Consider the following 19398-nt stretch of genomic DNA (forward strand, 5'->3'; position numbering starts at 1 on the left):
TGCTCCTTCCTGTTTGCGAAGCAGGCAGGTTATGACGCCCCGATTACAGTCTCATGACGCTCAACGTAGCTCAGCCTGACGCTTGCGGGGGAGCAGCGCGAGAAAGTTATCTCGCGCCACGCCTTGCGCTACGGAGGCTGGAAGTGCATCGAGGAAGGGAGCGAAGGCGTGCATGCCGGTCGCCAGGTTATCGAAATGGCCAACCACGTCCGAGCCGATCACGAAGCGCTTGGGATGCCGCTTAACCAGCGCGACCCACTTCGGGTCGGGACGCTTATCTTCGTCCAGCAGATAAGGTTGCAACATGGTCCAGGAAAGGTCGATGTACAGATTCGGATAGTCATCGAGCAGGCGGCTGACCGTATCGTGCAGGAATTCAAGCTTCTCCTGGTGTCGGTGCAGCTCCATGCTGGTTCCGGCATGAGCCCAGATAAAGCGCGTATGCGGATGATTGCGCAGCGGCTCCTCCAGCTCGACCAGGTAGAGCGGATTGCGCTCTCGCTTGGAGGTGATGTTGGAATGCAGCATCACCGGCAGATCGAACTCCGCCGCCAGGTGATAGACCCTGGCCAGCGCCTCGTTGTTGGCCCGCGGGGTGTCGCCCTCGGTCAACGCGGTCACGTCATCGTGTCGGGTGAATACCTCCCCCAGACCCTGCCAGAGGCCCGGGTTCAGCTCCAGCATGCGGCGGATATGCGCGTCGGCGTTCTTGTCGTTAGGGTTGAAGCCGGAAAGAAACGGATGGAAGCGCTTGCGCTGCTCCTCATCCAGATCTTCCAGCGCTGCGGCGACCAGCACGTCGGTCGCGCTGTACCAGTACACCGGCGCATCGTCACCGGCGTAGTAGCGAGGCCGCTTGGGCTCGTTCTCGTGCCATTTCTTCGCCACCGGAATGCCGCTGATCATCACGTGATCGATGCTGCCCGCGTCCATCGCTGCCAGCAGCTTTTGCATGCCATCGGTTTCCTGGAAAAAATCCACATAGTGCAGATGCGCATCGCTGTAACGATAGTCACGCCCTTCCCCTACCGCGACGGACGACAACGTAACGAGGGCTACAACGGAAAATATTCTGAAAATGTACAAAGCTCGGTCCTCCTGACAGCCAGCGAGTAGACCGTCAGGAGGGCCACCCGTTCAGCTTTGCCATGCTGCGGGGCACGACCAGAGACTCAGCCGAGGCATACCCCCCACGGTATTTGACTGAAATCAACGACCATCCATCGCCATCACACTAGTCTCATGACCACCACAACCGCGCAGCCGCTACCTCACTGCGCGCTGCTTTTCTTCCGCTTCACAAAAGGACCCATCGCATGGCAATGAAAACCATCAGCGCGCACGGAACATTGAATGCCGGAATGGCAATCGAGGTGCAATGCGGCAACCACCGCCTGATCATGGACCAGCCAAAGAGCGCGGCGGGCCAAGACCTCGGCCCGACGCCGCTGGAAGCCATTCTGGCGGCAGTGGCCGGATGTTTCGGCACCATCGGCCGCTTCATCGCTCACCAGCAGAAGATCGAACTGCGCGGCATGCGCTTCGAGATCGAAGCCGATTACGATCCCGCCGGACTGCTCGGACGCGATCCTTCTGTACGGCCGGGCTTTCAGGAGTTGCGCATCAAGGTGGACATCGACGCGGATCTGGATCGGGACGGCAAGCAGGCATTGCTGGAGCAGATCGAGCAGCGTTGCCCGGTAGCCGACAATCTCACCCACGGCACTCGTCTGGTCAGCGTCCTGCTCTGAAGCGACCCGAAACGAAAACGGCCCGTCACTTGACGGGCCGTTCGTACATCGCTGCCAGGGATCAGGCCGATAGTTCGACCAGCAGTTTGTTCAGACGCTGCACGTAAGCAGCGGGATCCTTCAGGCTATCCCCCGCCGCCAGCGCAGCCTGGTCGAACAGGATGTGCGACAGATCCGCGAAGCGATCCTCGTCCGGCTCGGCATCGAGCTTTTCGATCAGCGGATGCTGCGGGTTGATCTCGAAGATCGGCTTGGACTCTGGCACCTTCTGCCCGCTCGCCTCGAGAATCTGCCGCATCTGCAGGCCCAGATCCTGCTCACCAATGGCGAGAATCGCCGGCGAGTCGGTCAGACGATGGGAGACGCGCACCTCGGCGACTTCATCACCCAGCGCGCCCTTCAGGCGCTCGATCAGCCCTTCCTTGGTCTTGGCGATTTCTTCCTGAGCCTTCTTGTCCTCTTCGGAATCCAGCTTGCCCAGATCCAGGTCGCCGCGCACAACATCGGCGAACTGCTTGCCGTCGAACTCGGTCAGGTAGCTCATCAGCCATTCGTCGATACGATCAGTGAGCAGCAGTACCTCGACGCCTTTCTTGCGGAAGACTTCCAGGTGCGGGCTGTTCTTGACCTGCGCGTAGCTTTCGCCAGTCAGGTAGTAAACCTTGTCCTGACCTTCCTTCATGCGCGACAGGTAATCGGTCAGCGAAACCGACTGCTCGCCCGATGCGTCGCTGGTGGAGGCAAATCGCAGCAGGCTGGCAATCTTCTCCTTGTTTGCAAAATCTTCCGCCGGGCCTTCCTTGAGTACCTGACCGAACTGCGACCAGAACTTCTTGTAGTCCTCGGGCTTGTCCTTGGCCAGCTTCTCCAACATGTCCAGCACGCGCTTGGTCAGCGCCGACTTCATCGAATCGATGACCGGATCCTTCTGCAGGATTTCGCGGGAAACGTTGAGCGACAGGTCGTTGGAATCGACCACTCCCTTGATGAAGCGCAGGTACAGCGGCAGGAACTCGTCCGCCTGATCCATGATGAACACGCGCTGCACGTAGAGCTTCAGGCCCTTCGGCGCCTCGCGGTGATACAGATCGAATGGAGCGCGGCCGGGCACATAGAGCAGCGACGTGTACTCGAGCTTGCCCTCGACCTTGTTGTGGCTCCACGACAGTGGATTGTCGAAGTCGTGAGCGACGTGCTTGTAGAACTCCTGATACTCCTCGTCCTTCACCTCGGTGCGCGGACGGGTCCAGAGGGCGCTGGCGCGGTTGACCGTCTCCCACTCCTGCTCGGCCGGCTTGTCCTGTTCTTCACCGTGAAACTCTTTCGGCAACTCGATCGGCAGCGCGATGTGATCGGAGTACTTCTTGACGATGTTGCGCAGGCGCCAGCCATCGGCAAACTCTTCTTCGCCCTTCTTCAGGTGCAGGACGATGCGGGTGCCGCGTTCGGCCTTGTCGATGGTGGCGACCTCGAATTCGCCCTCGCCCTGCGACGACCAATGCACCCCTTCGCTGGACGGAGTACCGGCGCGGCGGCTGTAGACATCGACCTTGTCGGCGACGATGAAGGCGGAATAGAAGCCCACACCGAACTGACCGATCAGGTGCGAATCCTTCTTCTGGTCGCCAGAGAGATTTTTCAGGAAGTCGGCAGTACCGGACTTGGCGATGGTACCCAGATGCGCGATCACGTCATCGCGGTTCATGCCGATGCCGTTGTCTTCCAGGGTGACGGTATTGGCATCCTTGTCAAAGCTGAGGCGAATCTTCAGATCAGCGCCACCCTCAAGCAGCTCCGGCTTGGCCAGCGCTTCGAAGCGCAGCTTGTCGGCGGCATCGGAGGCGTTGGAAATCAGCTCGCGAAGGAAGATTTCCTTGTTGGAATACAGCGAATGGATCATCAGATGAAGCAGCTGCTTCACTTCGGTCTGGAAGCCCAGGGTTTCTTTTTGAGTCTCCACACTCATCGTCTACAAACTCCACATCAGCGTAATGGCACGGACCGCGGTTGCGGCGATGTCTGGCAGATGGGGGCGTGGCGATGATTTTCAAGGGCAGCCGACGGGTCGCAACGCCAGCCAGCCCAGTCAAGGGTCAACGAGTTCGAGCAGCACGATCTCCCCGGGAGCCAGGTTATAGGTCGCTTCGCCGGGGCCGCTGATGACCCGCCTGATGATCAGATTGCCCTCGCTATCCAGACCAGCGAAGCGCCCTTCTGCAACACCGCCGCGCTCGGTGTGCGCGCGCATCAACAGGTGCTGATAGCGGTCAGGCGTGCGCAGGACCTGCTCCATCGAGAAGCGCAGTCGCCGATCCAGACTGCTTTGCGGCACCGTCGCAGCAACGGGCTCGGCCGCCTTGGTCGTCGTTACAGGTGTCTCCACCGCAGGTTCGGTCAGGGGCGGATAGTCATCGCCCCTGACGTGCCAGCCCTGCTCGTTCTTTGCCAGGGGCAGCGTGAACGCCTGCATCTCGCCCTTCACCTGAGCCTGGACCTCAACCTCCAACTCTTCGGCCGGCAACGTGACGACGGGCGTCGATTGCAAAGCGACGTCCCGGCTCGCGTGACGACGCTGCAGGTAGTCCTCGATCACGAAGGCCAGGGTGTCCCGCGAATCATGGCGGCGGTCGACCTGACCGTTCAGGTAGCGCAGGCGATCGGTGTACAGCTCGATGACGCCGGTGATGCTGGTGTCGAACTGTGGCGGCAGCACGAGATGGAAATCGCCACGCAGCTTGTTCGGCGCCACCGGTTGCAGATCAAGATGCAACGTGTAACCGCGATCGAGGCGTCGCGTCTCCGGCAGCTCCTGATCGGGGTTCAGCCAGGCGATTTCGACCTCAGGCAATGCGCCGATGTCATCGGGCAGAACGTCGATGCGCAACGCACCCTCGATCGGTTCGCGCAAGCGAATCGTCACCTCTTGGCGAGCGAAGAAGCCCTTCCCCTCACGCAGATTCAGTACGCCATTTATGAGCTCACCCTGTTGCGGCGCGAATCGACGTCCGTTCAATTCCCCGCGCACCCCCATGGCAAGATCCGGCTCGACCTGAGTTGGCAGCCAACGCAGACTGAAAATCGCCTCCAGCCGCTCGGCATCGCGACTGGCCAGCAGCGACAGCCCCACGATCAACGGAATGAAACCCAGGCAGGACAGGATCAGCGCCTTGCGCGCAACGCGCCAGTGACTGAATACGAACGCCAACGTCAATGGAGGCAGCAGGCTGCCCAGGCCCCAGAGCAAGCTCGTCGAGAATGCCAAGCTGATGAGCCAGACGGCGCCAGCAAGAATCAGCAGCAAGCCGCCGAGGATCAGAAGTGCTTCCATTCGAGTTCCTTCACGCAATCGCACAAGGTGACGCCGCACACCGTAACGCCACCCTGACGAATGCGTCAGGGCTCGTCGATCTTGAAATGGCAGCGGGCGGTGGCGATGGGCTCGGCCTGATGGGTCTGCCAGGCGGTGATCGCGACATTGGCGACCCTGCGACCCTGGCGCCAGACCTGGCAGGCGGCAAAGGTGTCACGATAGTGACCGGCGCGTAGATAATCTATCGAGAAGTCGATGATTTTGGGCAAATGTGGCGCGCCCATGAACATCAGCAGATGCAGCATCGCCGCGTGCTCCATGAAGCCTGCGATGACCCCGCCGTGAATGGCCGGCAGCGGATTGCCGATGTTGTCCTCGTTCTGCGGCAGACGAAAAACCATTTCGTCACCGAGCCGCAGGCACTCGATGCCGATCAGCTTGGCGTACGGCACCAGTTTGATCAGCGAGTCGTAATCGTTGTTGGCGTGTGCATCCTGGACCAGCTCGTTGAGGTTGAGATCGCTCATGCGCCGCCCTCCTTGCCCATGGCTGCCGGTGCAGCCTTGCCCATGCGCATGAAGGTGCCGACCACATGAGCGATCGGTTCGTTGATGTCGCGCTGATAGGCGACGCCACGAGTAAAGATGACCGTTGGAGTGACGCGGTAGCACTCGGCGAACCCGAAGATATCGTGTCCGGCCTCGGCGGGATGCATGTAGTCGATTCGCAGATCGAGCGTCGGGCAAACTTCCAGCTCCGGCAGGGCGCAGGCCGTGGAAATGCCGCAGGTGGTGTCCATCAGCGTGGTGATCGCACCGCCATGGACTCCGCCGGTTTCCGGGTTCCCGATGATCTTCTCGCTGTATGGAAGGCGCAGGGTAAGGCCGCGGCTGTCGGCATGCTCGACTGTCAGACCCAGCACCTCACAGTGTCGCAGAAAGGACAAGAAGCGCTGGGTGCGCTCGAGTATCTGGCTATCGCTCATTCGAATCCTCGGGGGATTTGCTCAAGGCGCGCATGATACCGCCTTGCCATGTACGCGCCCTATTCCCTGGGCAGTTCGGCCGGGGAAGTTGGCGTGAATACCATCACCCCGAGTACGTCCGAGTGGAATTCGCGGCGGTAGAGAATCAGGACCACGCCTGTGGTGACCAACATGAAGAACCAGGGGTGAACGAACCAGGCCAAGGTGGCCATGCCGAAGTAATAGGCGCGCAAGCCGAAGTTGAACTGGTTGGCCGCCATGGACAGGACCCGCGCCGCACGCTCGGCGAAAGCCCTGCGCTCCTGATCACTGACGTTGCGCTCGCCCACCATCGGCGCCGAAGCAACCAGTACCGCGGCGAAGTTGTACTGGCGCATGCACCAGCTGAAGGTGAAGAACGCATAGACGAAGACGACCGCCAGACACAGCAGCTTGACTTCCGAAAGACCGCGGCTGACCGGTTGCGCAAATGGCAGGTCGGCCAATAGCGAAACCGCTCGATCGGATGCACCCAACGCGGTCAGGATGCCTGCAAGGATGATCAGCGTGCTGGATGCAAAGAACGATGCGTTGCGCTCCAGATTGCCGATCACGTTGGCATCGGCAATACGGTTGTCACGCAACAGCAGGCGCTGCATCCAGTCCTGCCGATAGAGGTGCAACACACTCGCCAGACAAGCCGTATCCCGGCCGCGCCAGCTCGCGTAGCGGGTGTATCCAGCCCAACAGATGATGAACCAGAGCACGGCGATCAGATGCGGCAGGGTTGAATCGGATAACGTCATGGCGCGCCCTCGGAGACATCACGCGATTATAGCCAGCACCGCGTCGCCGAAGCTTGCGCCTAATGTCAGCGCTACCCCGCGACCGATCTATCGTCAGCCGCAACGCAGCGCGAGAACAAGTCAGGCGTGATGCTGCGCCTGATCGGCGCGACTGAGCAGGCGATCAGTGACGACTGCAAACACCAGCATCACCAGAACCGGAACCAGCCAGCCCATGCTCTGATCGGCCAATGGCAACTGCGTGAACAGCACCGGAACCCAATCGGTGAAGCCCGCGGCGGCAAGTCCATCGACAATGCCGAAGATCAGCGTCACCGCCATGACCGGCACGAACACCCGCGAGGGCGAAACCCAGAAGCGATCCAGCAAGCTCAGAGCAACCAGGACGATGGCCAGCGGGTAAAGGCCCACCAAGACCGGCACCGACACACTGATCAACTGCGTCAGACCCTGGTTGGCCACCAGCAGGCTGAACAGAGCGAAAACGACCACCACTGTGCGATAGGAAACCGGCAGCAATGCGCTGAAGAACTCGCCACAGGCCGTGGTCAGGCCGACCGCCGTGGTCAGGCAGGCCAGCGTGATGACTACTGCGAGCAGCAGGCTGCCCGGTGTGCCGAACGTGTGTTGCACGTAGGTCGTCAGAATCTGCACGCCGTTCTCCGCACCGGCGGCGATGCCCTGGCTGGTAGCACCAAGATAGAACAGAGCGAGATAGACCAACGACAGCCCGACCGCAGCAATCACGCCAGCAATCATCGAGTAACGGGTAACCAGCGCAGGTTCGGTAACGCCACGGTCGCGGATGGCGGTGGCGATGACGATGCCGAACACCAGGGCGCCGAGCGTATCCATGGTCAGATAGCCTTCGAGAAAACCCTTGATCAGCGGCGACGCACGATAACTCTCACTCGCAGCACCGACCTCTCCCGCCGGGGCGAAAATCGCCGCACCACCGAGTACCAGCAGTGCCGCCAGCAGCACCGGCGTAATGAACTTGCCGATACGGTTGACCAGCTGACCGGGGTTCAGCACCAGGAACAGCATGGCCGCGAAGAACACCAGCGTGTAGATGAATAGCGGCATGCCGGCGTTACCGCTGAATGGCGCAATGCCCATCTCGAACGAAACGACGGCGGTGCGCGGAGTCGCGAACAGCGGACCGATCGCCAGGTAGACGGCCACCGCCAGCACCGTACCAGCGACCTTGCCGAGCGGTGCGGTCAAACGGTCCATGCCCCCACCCACTCGCGCCAGCGCGACGACGGTCAGCAGCGGCAACCCGACACCGGTCAGCAAGAAGCCCAGTGCCGCCTGCCAGATAAACTCGCCCGACGCCATACCGGCGCTGGGCGGGAAGATGATGTTGCCGGCGCCAAGGAACAACGCAAATGTCATGAAGCCAAGAGCCAGCAGGTCAAAACCTTTCAAACGATTCATGCGGAAAAAACTACCAAATGGATGACGGCTTAAATGAACGCGACGCACATGCCACGAGCGCGACGGGTCAGCGGTTCATATTGGCCTGAATGATGGGATACGGGTTTCCTTCAGGGATAAGGGGAAACGTCATTCAGCCGGTTGGGCCGAATCCTTCGTTGCACGCTGTCGCTCTTGTGGACCGAACAAGCGTATGAATGAGCGGCAATGATGCCACGATGCGGCGATGGATGCTGACCGGAGCGTCAACATTGGCCGCGAAAAAACGTCGCGCCGCAGAGTTGAAGCGCTCAACGCGTGATAGATGAAGCGCGGGACCAAGCAGCGATTGAAGCTGCAACGTTACCAAACCCAAAGCTGAAAGCCCCGAGGCAGAACCGTCAGGTCTGCCTCGGGGCATGCGAAGACTGAGCAACTCGAACGCCCGACTGCAGCCGAGCGGGCGTTACATCAGGCCTTCATTTCCCAGCCAGTCACTTCCGCCAGCGCCTTGCCGATATCGGCAAGCGAGCGAACGGTCTTCACACCGGCGTCCTGCAGGGCTGCGAATTTCTCTTCCGCCGTTCCCTTGCCGCCAGAAATGATCGCGCCGGCGTGCCCCATCCGCTTGCCAGCCGGAGCCGTGACACCCGCAATGTAGGAAACGACTGGCTTGGTCACGTTGGCCTTGATGAAGGCCGCCGCTTCTTCCTCGGCCGAACCGCCGATCTCGCCGATCATGACGATGGCCTCGGTCTGCGGATCATCCTGGAACAGCTTGAGGATATCGATGAAGGTCGAGCCCGGAATAGGGTCACCACCGATGCCAACACAGGTCGACTGGCCGAAACCGGCGTCGGTGGTCTGCTTCACGGCTTCGTAGGTCAGCGTGCCGGAGCGCGAGACGATGCCGACCTTGCCGGGCATATGGATGTGCCCAGGCTGAATGCCGATCTTGCACTCACCCGGCGTGATCACACCCGGGCAGTTCGGCCCGATCAGGCGCACACCCAGTTCGTCGCACTTGATCTTAACCTCGAGCATATCCAGTGTCGGAATGCCTTCGGTGATGCAGACGATGAGCTTGATCCCACCGAAAGCCGCTTCGAGAATCGAGTCCTTGCAGAACGGCGCCGGCACGTAGATCACCGAGGCGTCAGCACCGGTGGTCTCGACGGCCTCCCGAACGGTGTTGAATACCGGCAGACCGAGGTGCATGGTGCCGCCCTTGCCCGGCGTGACGCCGCCGACCATCTTCGTGCCGTAGGCAATGGCCTGCTCGGAGTGGAAGGTACCTTGCGAGCCGGTGAAGCCCTGGCAAATGACCTTGGTGTCCTTGTTGATCAATACGCTCATTACTTGCCCTCCGCGGCTTTGACAACCTGAATGGCCGCATCGGTCAGGCTGCTCGCACCGATGATGTTCAGACCGCTTTCACTCAGCATCTTGGCCCCCAAGTCGGCGTTGTTGCCTTCCAGGCGAACCACCACCGGTACCTTGACGCCCACTTCGCGAACGGCACCGATAATGCCTTCGGCGATCATGTCGCATCGCACGATGCCGCCGAAGATGTTCACCAGAACGGCCGCGACATTGCTATCGGAGAGAATGATCTTGAACGCTTCGGTCACGCGTTCCTCGGTGGCACCACCGCCCACGTCGAGGAAGTTCGCCGGCGCACCGCCATGCAGGTTGACGATATCCATGGTGCCCATGGCCAGGCCCGCACCATTGACCATGCAGCCGATGTTGCCGTCGAGCGCTACGTAATTGAGCTCCCACTTGGCCGCGTGGGCCTCGCGCGGATCGTCCTGAGACGGATCGGCCATATCGCGCAGTTTGGGTTGACGATAGATAGCGTTGCTGTCGATGTTGATCTTGGCGTCCAGGCAATGCAGGTTGCCGTCCTTCTTGATCACCAGCGGGTTCACTTCGAGCAGGGCCAGGTCATAGTCCTGGAACAGCTGGGCAAGGCCGACGAAGATATGGACGAACTGCTTGACCTGATCGCCCTTCAGACCCAGCTGGAATGCCAGCTCGCGCGCCTGGAACGGCTGTGCACCGACCAGCGGGTCGATGGTGGCCTTGAGGATTTTCTCAGGCGTGTCGTGAGCAACTTTTTCGATATCCACGCCACCTTCGGTGGAGGCCATGAACACGACCCGGCGACTCGCGCGATCAACCACGGCGCCCAGATAGAGCTCCTTGTCGATATCGGTACAAGCCTCGACAAGGATCTTGCTCACCGGCTGACCATTGGCGTCGGTCTGATAGGTCACCAGACGCTTGTCTAGCCACTGCTGGGCAAACGCCCGTGCTTCATCCTTGCTGCGAACCAGCTTTACGCCACCTGCCTTGCCACGTCCACCGGCATGCACCTGGGCTTTGACCACCCATTGCGTTCCGCCGATCTTGTCGCAGGCTTCCGCTGCTTCCTTTGGGCTATCGACTGCGTAACCCTTGGACACGGGCAGACCGTATTCAGCGAACAGTTGTTTACCTTGGTACTCGTGAAGATTCATGCTTTCTACCGTCTGGTTTGGTATTGGCGCATTTACAGCACGACGAGCCGCCGTGCCCCCTCACAAGTCGCTGAAAACTATCTGCGAATTCACGATACCTCTCAGCGACCTGCAATCCTTTTCGAATCTGCAGTTTGCAAAAGGCCCGGCGTATCCGCAGATACGTCGGGCCCGGGTACAGCACGAAGCCGATTAGCGCTTCTTGCGATTGGCGATGTGGATGGCGTGGCCATTCACTGCCAAGGCCGCTTCATGCAGCGCTTCGGACATCGTCGGGTGCGAGAACACCATCATGCCCAGGTCTTCGGCACTGGTGCCGAATTCCATGCCGATCGCGCCTTGCTGAACCAGCTCGGCAGCGCTTGGGCCCATGACATGAACGCCCAGCACGCGGTCGGTCTTGGCATCGGCGATGACCTTGACCAGGCCAGCGGTGTCGTTGGCCGCCATGGCACGTCCGCTGGCAGCGAACGGGAAGGTACCGACGTTGACTTCAACGCCTTCAGCCTTGAGCGCCTGCTCGGACTTGCCGACCCATGCGATTTCCGGGTGAGTGTAGATGACCGACGGAATCAGGTCATAGTTCATCTGGGTCTTGTGACCAGCGATACGCTCGGCAACCATCACGCCCTCTTCCGAGGCCTTGTGGGCCAGCATGGCGCCGCGAACAACATCACCGATGGCGTAGACGCCAGGGACGCTGGTCGCGCAGTAGTCGTCAACGAAGATGAAACCGCGCTCATCCATATCGACACCAGCATCGGCAGCCAGCAGCTCGGAGGTGACCGGACGACGGCCAACTGCGACGATCAGCTTGTCGAAGGTCATCTGCTGCTCGCCTTCGGCGCTGGTGAAGTTGACGGTCACTTGATCGCCCTTCACTTCCGAACCGGTCAGACGAGCGCCCAGCAGAATCTTCAGACCCTGCTTGGAAAGAACCTTGAACGCTTCCTTGGAGATCTGCTCATCGGCAGCCGGCAGGAACTTTTCCATGGCTTCGATAACGGTCACTTCCGCGCCGAGGCGCGCCCAGACCGAACCCAGCTCGAGGCCGATCACGCCAGCACCGATGACGCCGAGCTTGCCCGGAACGCTCTGAAAGTCCAGTGCGCCGGTGGAATCGACGATGACGTTCTGATCGACCGGCGCCGGCGGAATGTTTACCGGAGTCGAGCCGGAGGCAAGGATGACGTTCTCGGCAGCCAAAGTCTGCACGTTGCCGTCCAGGCCGGTCACTTCAACCTGCTTGCCGGCCAGCAGCTTGCCGTGGCCTTCGAATACGGTCACACCGTTGGCCTTCAGCAGAGCCGAAACCCCACCGGTAAGGTTCTTAACGATCTGGTCCTTGCGCGCGACCATGGTCGGAACGTCCATGGCCACTTCGCCAGTGCTGATGCCATGAACCTTGAAGCTCTCGTGGGCTTCATGAAACTTGTAGGAGCTGTCCAGCAGCGCCTTGGAAGGAATGCAACCTACGTTCAGGCAGGTGCCGCCCAGAGCGGTCTTACCATCCTTGCCCTGGTATTTTTCGATACATGCGGTCTTCAGACCCAGCTGGGCTGCACGAATGGCGGCCACATAGCCGCCAGGGCCGGCACCGATGACGACGACGTCGAATTTCTGGCTCATTACGAATCCTCTTCAAAAGCAGCTAAAAGCCAAAGGCTGCAGGTAGCACGGCCGGCTTTCACCTGACCTGCCAGCTGCAGCCCGTGACGTTTCTATCAGATATCCAGCAGCAGACGGGCCGGGTCTTCCAGCAGGTCCTTCATGGTAACCAGGAAGGTCACCGCTTCCTTGCCGTCGATCAAGCGATGGTCATAGGACAGGGCCAGGTACATCATCGGCAGGATGACCACTTGACCGTTAACGGCCATCGGGCGTTCCTGGATCTTGTGCATACCGAGGATGGCGGTCTGAGGCGGGTTGACGATCGGCGTCGACAGCAGCGAACCAAACACACCACCATTGGAGATGGTGAAGGTGCCGCCAGTCATCTCTTCGATGGTCAGCTTGCCGGCCTTGGCCTTCTTGCCGAAGTTGTTGATGCCGCCTTCGATCTCGGCCAGGCTCATGTGCTCGGCGTTGCGCAGGACCGGAACCACCAGGCCGCGGTCGCTGGAAACGGCGACGCCGATATCCTGATAACCGTGGTAGACGATGTCATTGCCATCGATGGAAGCGTTGACGCCCGGCTGGCGCTTGAGTGCTTCGACCGCGGCCTTGACGAAGAAGGACATGAAGCCCAGGCGCACGCCGTTGTGAGTCTTCTCGAACAGGTCCTTGTACTTGGAACGCAGCTCCATGATCGGCTTCATGTTGACTTCGTTGAACGTAGTCAGCATCGCCATGGAGGATTGCGCTTCGACCAGACGCTCGGCGACCTTCGCACGCAGGCGGGTCATCGGAACGCGCTTCTCGACACGATCGCCTTCGGCGAAGATCGGAGCGGAGGCAGCTGGAGCAGCCGGCTTGGCAGCAGCAGCCGGAGCGGATTTCTTGGCTTCGACGGCGGCAACGACATCTTCCTTGGTCACACGACCATCTTTACCGGTACCGGCGATGCTGTTCGGATCGATGCCGTTCTCTTCGGCCATCTTGCGCGCAGCAGGAGCCAGGATTGGCTCTTCACCTGCGGTTGCGGCAGCAGCCGGAGCAGCAGTTTGAGCCGGGGCAGCAGCCGGCGCAGGTGCGGCGGCGGCAGTAGCACCAGCCTCCAGCTTGCCGAGCAGCTCGCCGCTCAGCACGGTATCGCCTTCGTTCTTGACGATCTCGGTCAGCACGCCGTCAGCTTCGGCGAGCACTTCCATCACCACCTTGTCGGTTTCGATGTCGACGATCAGCTCATCACGCTTGACCGCGTCGCCCGGCTGCTTGTGCCAGGTGGCAACGGTGCCGTCGGCAACCGATTCCGGGAATGTAGGGGCTTTGATCTCGATAGCCATTATTCAGGGGTCCTATTGATTCGGTTTCTACATCGAGGCCGCGATATCGCGGCCCCTTGCACGAAATGGTTAAACGGTGAAGGCGTCCTGCAGCAGTTTTTCCTGCTGTTCGGCATGCATGGAGGCGTAACCGACCGCCGGCGCCGCTGAAGCATCACGACCCGCGTACTGAAGGAACAGTTCCTTCTTGTGTGCGGTGGCCACACGGCGCATGTGATGCTGGCTGCAGTACCAGGCACCCTGGTTCATCGGCTCTTCCTGGCACCAGACGATGTGCTTGAGATTCTGGTAAGGCGCGAGCGCTTCGGCCAGATCCTCTTCCGGGAACGGATACAGCTGCTCGATACGTACGATGGCGATATCTTCGCGGCCTTCGGCACGACGCTTGTCCAGCAGGTCATAGTAGACCTTGCCGCTACACATGATTACACGCTCGACCTTCGCCGGATCGATCGCGTCGACTTCCGGGATAACGGTCTGGAAGGAACCCTGGGTGAGCTCTTCCAGTGTCGAGGTCGCAAGCTTATGACGCAGCAGCGACTTGGGTGTCAGCGCAACCAGCGGCTTGCGCAGCGGGCGAATCGCCTGGCGACGCAGCATGTGATAGACCTGCGCCGGAGTCGTCGGCACGCAAACCTGGATATTGTGCTCGGCGCACAGCTGCAGGTAACGCTCCAGACGAGCGGACGAGTGTTCCGGGCCCTGCCCCTCATAGCCGTGTGGCAACAGCATGGTCAGGCCACACAGGCGACCCCACTTGTGCTCACCGCTGGTGATGAACTGGTCGATCACTACCTGGGCGCCATTGGCGAAGTCGCCGAACTGCGCTTCCCACACGACAAGCGCGTTGGGCATGGTGGTGGCGTAACCGTATTCGAAAGCCAGAACCGCTTCCTCGGAGAGGAACGAGTCGTACAGATCGAAACGCGGCTGACCTTCATAGAGGTGCTGCAGCGGAATGTAGGTACTGCCGTCCTTCTGGTTATGCAGCGCAGCATGGCGGTGCGAGAAGGTGCCGCGGCCGACGTCCTGACCGGAGATTCGTACCGGGTGGCCTTCGAACAGCAGCGTGGCGTACGCCATGACTTCCGCGTAGCCCCAGTTGATGGTGAGCGCGCCCGCACCCATCTTCTGGCGATCTTCAAGAATCTTCGAGACCTGACGCTGCACCACGAAGCCTTCCGGCGTCTGCAGCAGCTTGTTGGACAGATCCTGCAAGGTCTTCAGATCGAAGCTGGTGTCATGACGGGCAGTCCAGGCATGACCCAGATACGGACGCCAGTCAACGAAGAGTTCTTTATTCGGCTCTTTGACCAGGCTCTTGACTACGTGCAGCCCATTGTCGAGCGCCGTACGGTACTCGTCGATCTTGGCCTGAACACGCTCGTCGTCCAGCACTTTCGACTGGATCAGCGAATCGGCGTACAGCTCACGAGTGGTGCGCTGCTTGGCGATCTTCTGATACATCAACGGCTGAGTGCCGCTCGGCTCGTCCGCTTCATTGTGACCACGACGACGGTAGCAGATCAGGTCGATGACGATGTCGCGCTTGAACTGCATCCGGTAGTCGACAGCGAGCTGGGTGACGAACAGCACCGCCTCGGGATCATCTGCGTTCACATGGAAGATCGGCGCCTGGATCATCTTCGCCACATCGGTTGCGTACTCGGTGGAACGAGCATCTTCCTGCTTGTTGGTGGTGAAGCCGACCTGGTTGTTGACCACGATGCGAATGGTGCCACCCGTGCGATAAGCACGGGTCTGCGACATCTGGAAGGTTTCCATCACCACGCCCTGACCGGCGACAGCAGCATCGCCGTGGATGGTTACCGGAAGCACCTTGTCGCCGACCGGATCACAACGGCGATCCTGACGAGCCCGCACCGAACCCTCGACCACCGGGGAAACGATTTCGAGGTGGGACGGGTTGAACGCCATGGCCAGGTGAATTTCGCCACCCGGGGTCATCACGTTGGAGGAGAAGCCCTGGTGATATTTCACGTCACCTGAACTCAGGCCCTCGACCTTCTTGCCTTCGAACTCGTCGAAAAGGTCGCGCGGATTCTTGCCAAAGGTGTTGACCAGCACGTTCAGGCGGCCACGGTGGGCCATGCCGATTACGATTTCCTTAGTGCCATAAGAGCCAGAACGCTGGATGATCTCGTCAAGCAGCGGAATCAGGCTTTCGCCACCTTCGAGACCAAAACGCTTGGTGCCCGGATACTTGGTACCCAGGTACTTTTCCAGGCCTTCGGCGGCAGTCAGGCGCTCGAGCAGATGGCTCTTGATCTCCGGCGAGAAGTCCGGGCGGCCACGCACGCTTTCCAGGCGCTGAACGAACCAGCTGCGCTGCTCGGAATCGACGATATGCATGTACTCGGCGCCGATGGTGCGGCAATAGGTTTCTTGCAGCGCCTGCAGGATTTCGCACAGAGTGCCTTGTCCGTTGACCATGGCCAGGTCGGCGGTGCGGAACACGGTGTCGAGGTCGGCGTCGGTCAGACCGTAGTTATTGATCGCCAGATCGGCAGGAACGGTGCGCTGTTGCAGGCCAAGCGGATCGAGCTGTGCTGCCTGATGGCCACGCACCCGATAGGCCTGGATCAGGCGCAGGACTTCGATCTGCTTCTTTTCGTGCTCACTGCTGACGCTACCTGCGGACACAGGCTGAGCACGACGCTGGTTCTTGCCCAGCAGGACGAAGTGGTCGCGAATAGTCGAGTGCGATACATCGGCTGAAGCGCTGCCACCGGAGGGCAACTTCTGGAAGTAAGTGCGCCACTCTTCGGGCACAGCGTTGGGATCGTGCAGGTAGAGCTCATAAAGCTCTTCCACATAGGCAGCGTTACCACCGGATAGGTGGGCACTGTCCCACATGCGCTGCATTACGCTTTCTTGCATGTCTGGTCACCTTCGATAAGGAGACACCACCAGCGTGGAAACCGCAGCATGACTTCCCAAGTTCTGAAGCAGCGACTCAGGTAAAGCCACTACGGACCGCGCAGATAGTTCCCGGGCACAAGCCGGGTGCTCCTGCTGGTCATCAAATTTTCAGAGTGGAATCCCGGCTTTGTGAGCTGGGATTCCTACTAAAACTACGGCGCCGAGCTTCAACTTCGGCGCCGCAGGTGTAACGGGTAACGCAATCCGGCCATTCCAGGCTAGCGCATAACCTTTCGCGACCGGGGTGTCATCAGGTGCCGCTCTGCAGCAGCATGTTGCGTATGTGACCGATTGCCTTGGTAGGGTTCAATCCCTTCGGACAAACGTCAACGCAGTTCATGATACCGCGGCAGCGGAACACGCTGAACGGATCGTCCAAACCTGCCAGACGGTTCTCGGTTTCGGTGTCGCGGCTGTCGGCCAGGAAACGATAAGCCTGCAGCGACGCGGCCGGACCGAGGAACTTGTCCGGGTTCCACCAGAAGGACGGGCAGCTGGTCGAGCAGCAAGCGCACAGGATGCACTCGTACAGACCGTCCAGCTTCTCGCGATCTTCCGGACTTTGCAGACGTTCGATAGCCGGTGGCGGCGTATCGTTCATCAGATACGGACGCACTTTCTCGTACTGCTTGTAGAAGATGCTCATATCGACGGCCAAGTCACGAATAACTGGGAGACCCGGCAGCGGACGTACGACCAGCTTGTTGTTCTTGACCACGGCGGACAGCGGCGTAATGCAAGCCAGACCGTTCTTACCGTTGATGTTCATCCCATCGGAGCCACACACGCCTTCGCGGCAGGAGCGACGATAGGAGAAACCCTGATCCTGTTCCTTGATCAGAGCCAAGACGTCCAGAACCATCAGATCTTTACCATCGGTATTGACCTGAAAATCCTGCATGAACGGCTTTTCGTCCTGATCGGGGTTGTAGCGATAAACACTCACTTGCAACATATCGTCGACCTCAATAAGTCCGAACCTTGGGCTCGAATGCCGGAACGGTCTTCGGAGCGAAGTTCACGGCACGCTTGGCAACGCGCTTGTCACCCGGGAAGTACAGGGTGTGGCACAGCCAATTCTCGTCATCACGCTCTTCGAAATCTTCGCGAGCATGCGCGCCACGGGATTCCTTGCGGTTCTCCGCGGCAATAGCAGTAGCCTCGGCAACTTCCAGCAGGTTCTGCAGCTCGAGCGCTTCGATGCGCGCGGTGTTGAACGCCTGGCTCTTGTCCGAGATCTTGACATTGGCGATACGCTGACGCAGGTCCACCAGCTGAGCGATACCCTTCTGCATGTACTCGCCGGTACGGAATACACCGAAGTAGTTCTGCATGCAGTTCTGCAGTTCTTTGCGCAGCGGGGCGACGTCTTCACCAGTGGTGCGCTCGTTGAGACCGGCAAGACGGCTCAGGGCGACGTCCAGATCGGTTTCGCTGGCACCGCGATGTTCGATACCTTCCTTCAGCGCTTTCTCCAGGTGCAGACCTGCAGCGCGACCGAACACAACCAGATCCAGCAGCGAGTTGCCGCCCAGGCGGTTGGCGCCATGCACCGATACACAAGCCACTTCGCCTACTGCGAACAGGCCATCGATGATGGTGTCATTACCATTGGCGTCTTGAGTGATGGCCTGACCATGAATATTAGTGGCGATACCACCCATCATGTAGTGACAGGTCGGCACGACCGGTACCGGAGCGGTCACCGGATCGACATGCGCAAAGGTCTTCGACAGTTCACAGATGCCCGGCAGGCGGCTGTGCAGCACTTCTTCACCGAGGTGATCCAGCTTCAGCATCACGTGGTCACCATCCGGGCCACAGCCATTGCCAGCCAGGATTTCCTTGACCATCGAGCGCGCAACGACGTCACGACCAGCCAGGTCTTTCGCATTAGGAGCATAGCGTTCCATGAAACGCTCGCCGTGCTTGTTGATCAGGTAGCCACCTTCACCACGGCAACCTTCGGTTACCAGCACACCCGCGCCGGCAATACCGGTCGGGTGGAACTGCCACATCTCGATGTCTTGAACCGGCACGCCTGCGCGCAGCGCCATGCCCACGCCGTCGCCGGTGTTGATCAGAGCATTGGTGGTCGAAGCATAGATGCGACCAGCACCACCAGTCGCAAGAACAGTGGCCTTCGAACGAATGTAAACGGTTTCACCGGTTTCGATGCAGATGGCGATAACACCAACGACCGCACCATCCTGGTTCTTAACCAGATCGACCGCATACCACTCATTGAGGAATACGGTGTCGTTCTTCAGGTTGCCCTGATAGAGAGTGTGCAGCAGTGCATGACCAGTACGGTCGGCGGCAGCGCAGGTACGAGCAGCCTGCCCGCCCTTGCCGAAATCCTTGGACTGACCACCGAACGGACGCTGATAGATACGACCCTGCTCGGTACGGGAAAACGGCAGGCCCATGTGCTCGAGCTCGAACACAGCTTCCGGGCCAACGGAACACATGTACTCGATAGCGTCCTGGTCACCGATGTAGTCGGAACCCTTGACGGTATCGTACATATGCCAGCGCCAGTCATCATTCGGATCGGCCGAAGCGATGGCGCAGGTGATGCCACCCTGAGCGGAAACGGTGTGCGAACGAGTCGGAAAAACCTTGGTGACCACAGCGGTCTTGTGACCGGACTGGGACAACTGCAGCGCCGCGCGCATACCGGCGCCACCGCCACCAACGATGATGGCGTCAAAAGAAAGCGTACGAATGTTAGCCAT

15 protein-coding genes are annotated in these 19398 nt (G+C 60.0%); 1 reads left to right on the forward strand and 14 read right to left on the reverse strand.

The window, feature by feature from the left end; genetic code table 11:
* Positions 1-60 precede the first annotated feature (60 nt).
* The gene (locus LLJ08_RS11875) at positions 61-1086 is read right to left on the reverse strand and encodes an amidohydrolase family protein (RefSeq protein ID WP_101275609.1); all 1026 of its coding nucleotides are present in this window, start codon (positions 1084-1086) and stop codon (positions 61-63) included.
* Between the two features lie 230 nt (positions 1087-1316).
* Here LLJ08_RS11875 and LLJ08_RS11880 point away from each other — a divergent pair, with 230 nt between their 5' ends.
* Positions 1317-1751 (forward strand): OsmC family protein, encoded by a 435-nt coding sequence (locus LLJ08_RS11880; protein ID WP_041014089.1) that lies wholly within the window; start codon positions 1317-1319, stop codon positions 1749-1751.
* A gap of 61 nt (positions 1752-1812) precedes the next feature.
* Here LLJ08_RS11880 and htpG read toward each other — a convergent pair whose 3' ends face one another.
* The 13 genes from htpG to sdhA form a co-directional block, all read right to left on the reverse strand.
* Positions 1813-3717, reverse strand: a complete 1905-nt coding sequence (htpG, locus tag LLJ08_RS11885; protein WP_104097479.1) for a molecular chaperone HtpG — start codon at positions 3715-3717, stop codon at positions 1813-1815.
* A gap of 120 nt (positions 3718-3837) precedes the next feature.
* The gene (locus tag LLJ08_RS11890; RefSeq protein ID WP_221103754.1) at positions 3838-5079 is read right to left on the reverse strand and encodes an MFS transporter; all 1242 of its coding nucleotides are present in this window, start codon (positions 5077-5079) and stop codon (positions 3838-3840) included.
* Between the two features lie 65 nt (positions 5080-5144).
* Complete coding sequence (locus tag LLJ08_RS11895; RefSeq protein ID WP_213575000.1) at positions 5145-5588, reverse strand: PaaI family thioesterase; 444 nt, start codon at positions 5586-5588, stop codon at positions 5145-5147.
* Positions 5585-6046, reverse strand: coding sequence for a PaaI family thioesterase (locus LLJ08_RS11900; protein ID WP_228207105.1), 462 nt, complete (start codon positions 6044-6046; stop codon positions 5585-5587). The genes LLJ08_RS11895 and LLJ08_RS11900 overlap by 4 nt, the downstream gene beginning before the upstream one ends.
* Before the next feature lie 59 nt (positions 6047-6105).
* Positions 6106-6831, reverse strand: coding sequence for a DUF599 domain-containing protein (locus LLJ08_RS11905; protein WP_228207106.1), 726 nt, complete (start codon positions 6829-6831; stop codon positions 6106-6108).
* A 120-nt stretch (positions 6832-6951) separates the two neighbouring features.
* The gene (gene brnQ / locus LLJ08_RS11910) at positions 6952-8271 is read right to left on the reverse strand and encodes a branched-chain amino acid transport system II carrier protein (protein WP_101275605.1); all 1320 of its coding nucleotides are present in this window, start codon (positions 8269-8271) and stop codon (positions 6952-6954) included.
* A 450-nt stretch (positions 8272-8721) separates the two neighbouring features.
* Positions 8722-9606, reverse strand: coding sequence for a succinate--CoA ligase subunit alpha (gene sucD / locus LLJ08_RS11915; protein WP_014820473.1), 885 nt, complete (start codon positions 9604-9606; stop codon positions 8722-8724).
* A complete protein-coding gene (sucC, locus tag LLJ08_RS11920; protein WP_014820474.1) occupies positions 9606-10772 on the reverse strand; it encodes an ADP-forming succinate--CoA ligase subunit beta in 1167 nt (388 codons plus the stop codon). The genes sucD and sucC overlap by 1 nt, the downstream gene beginning before the upstream one ends.
* A gap of 192 nt (positions 10773-10964) precedes the next feature.
* Positions 10965-12401 (reverse strand): dihydrolipoyl dehydrogenase, encoded by a 1437-nt coding sequence (gene lpdA, locus LLJ08_RS11925; RefSeq protein ID WP_045666740.1) that lies wholly within the window; start codon positions 12399-12401, stop codon positions 10965-10967.
* Between the two features lie 95 nt (positions 12402-12496).
* A complete protein-coding gene (odhB, locus tag LLJ08_RS11930; RefSeq protein WP_023447232.1) occupies positions 12497-13717 on the reverse strand; it encodes a 2-oxoglutarate dehydrogenase complex dihydrolipoyllysine-residue succinyltransferase in 1221 nt (406 codons plus the stop codon).
* A gap of 69 nt (positions 13718-13786) precedes the next feature.
* Positions 13787-16618, reverse strand: a complete 2832-nt coding sequence (locus LLJ08_RS11935; protein ID WP_228207107.1) for a 2-oxoglutarate dehydrogenase E1 component — start codon at positions 16616-16618, stop codon at positions 13787-13789.
* 292 nt (positions 16619-16910) lie between these two features.
* Positions 16911-17615, reverse strand: coding sequence for a succinate dehydrogenase iron-sulfur subunit (locus tag LLJ08_RS11940; RefSeq protein WP_003302396.1), 705 nt, complete (start codon positions 17613-17615; stop codon positions 16911-16913).
* A gap of 10 nt (positions 17616-17625) precedes the next feature.
* Positions 17626-19398 (reverse strand): succinate dehydrogenase flavoprotein subunit, encoded by a 1773-nt coding sequence (gene sdhA, locus LLJ08_RS11945; RefSeq protein ID WP_014820478.1) that lies wholly within the window; start codon positions 19396-19398, stop codon positions 17626-17628.

The organism is Stutzerimonas chloritidismutans, assembly GCF_020783375.1.
Classification (GTDB): Bacteria; Pseudomonadota; Gammaproteobacteria; order Pseudomonadales; family Pseudomonadaceae; genus Stutzerimonas; species Stutzerimonas kunmingensis.

Coding starts and splice junctions, on each gene's coding strand:
- LLJ08_RS11880 (WP_041014089.1), top strand. CDS start 1,317: ATGGCAATGAAAACCATCAGCGCGCACGGAACATTGAATGCCGGAATG.
- htpG (WP_104097479.1), bottom strand. CDS start 3,717: ATGAGTGTGGAGACTCAAAAAGAAACCCTGGGCTTCCAGACCGAAGTG.
- LLJ08_RS11890 (WP_221103754.1), bottom strand. CDS start 5,079: ATGGAAGCACTTCTGATCCTCGGCGGCTTGCTGCTGATTCTTGCTGGC.
- LLJ08_RS11895 (WP_213575000.1), bottom strand. CDS start 5,588: ATGAGCGATCTCAACCTCAACGAGCTGGTCCAGGATGCACACGCCAAC.
- LLJ08_RS11900 (WP_228207105.1), bottom strand. CDS start 6,046: ATGAGCGATAGCCAGATACTCGAGCGCACCCAGCGCTTCTTGTCCTTT.
- LLJ08_RS11905 (WP_228207106.1), bottom strand. CDS start 6,831: ATGACGTTATCCGATTCAACCCTGCCGCATCTGATCGCCGTGCTCTGG.
- brnQ (WP_101275605.1), bottom strand. CDS start 8,271: ATGAATCGTTTGAAAGGTTTTGACCTGCTGGCTCTTGGCTTCATGACA.
- sucD (WP_014820473.1), bottom strand. CDS start 9,606: ATGAGCGTATTGATCAACAAGGACACCAAGGTCATTTGCCAGGGCTTC.
- sucC (WP_014820474.1), bottom strand. CDS start 10,772: ATGAATCTTCACGAGTACCAAGGTAAACAACTGTTCGCTGAATACGGT.
- lpdA (WP_045666740.1), bottom strand. CDS start 12,401: ATGAGCCAGAAATTCGACGTCGTCGTCATCGGTGCCGGCCCTGGCGGC.
- odhB (WP_023447232.1), bottom strand. CDS start 13,717: ATGGCTATCGAGATCAAAGCCCCTACATTCCCGGAATCGGTTGCCGAC.
- LLJ08_RS11935 (WP_228207107.1), bottom strand. CDS start 16,618: ATGCAAGAAAGCGTAATGCAGCGCATGTGGGACAGTGCCCACCTATCC.
- LLJ08_RS11940 (WP_003302396.1), bottom strand. CDS start 17,615: ATGTTGCAAGTGAGTGTTTATCGCTACAACCCCGATCAGGACGAAAAG.
- sdhA (WP_014820478.1), bottom strand. CDS start 19,398: ATGGCTAACATTCGTACGCTTTCTTTTGACGCCATCATCGTTGGTGGC.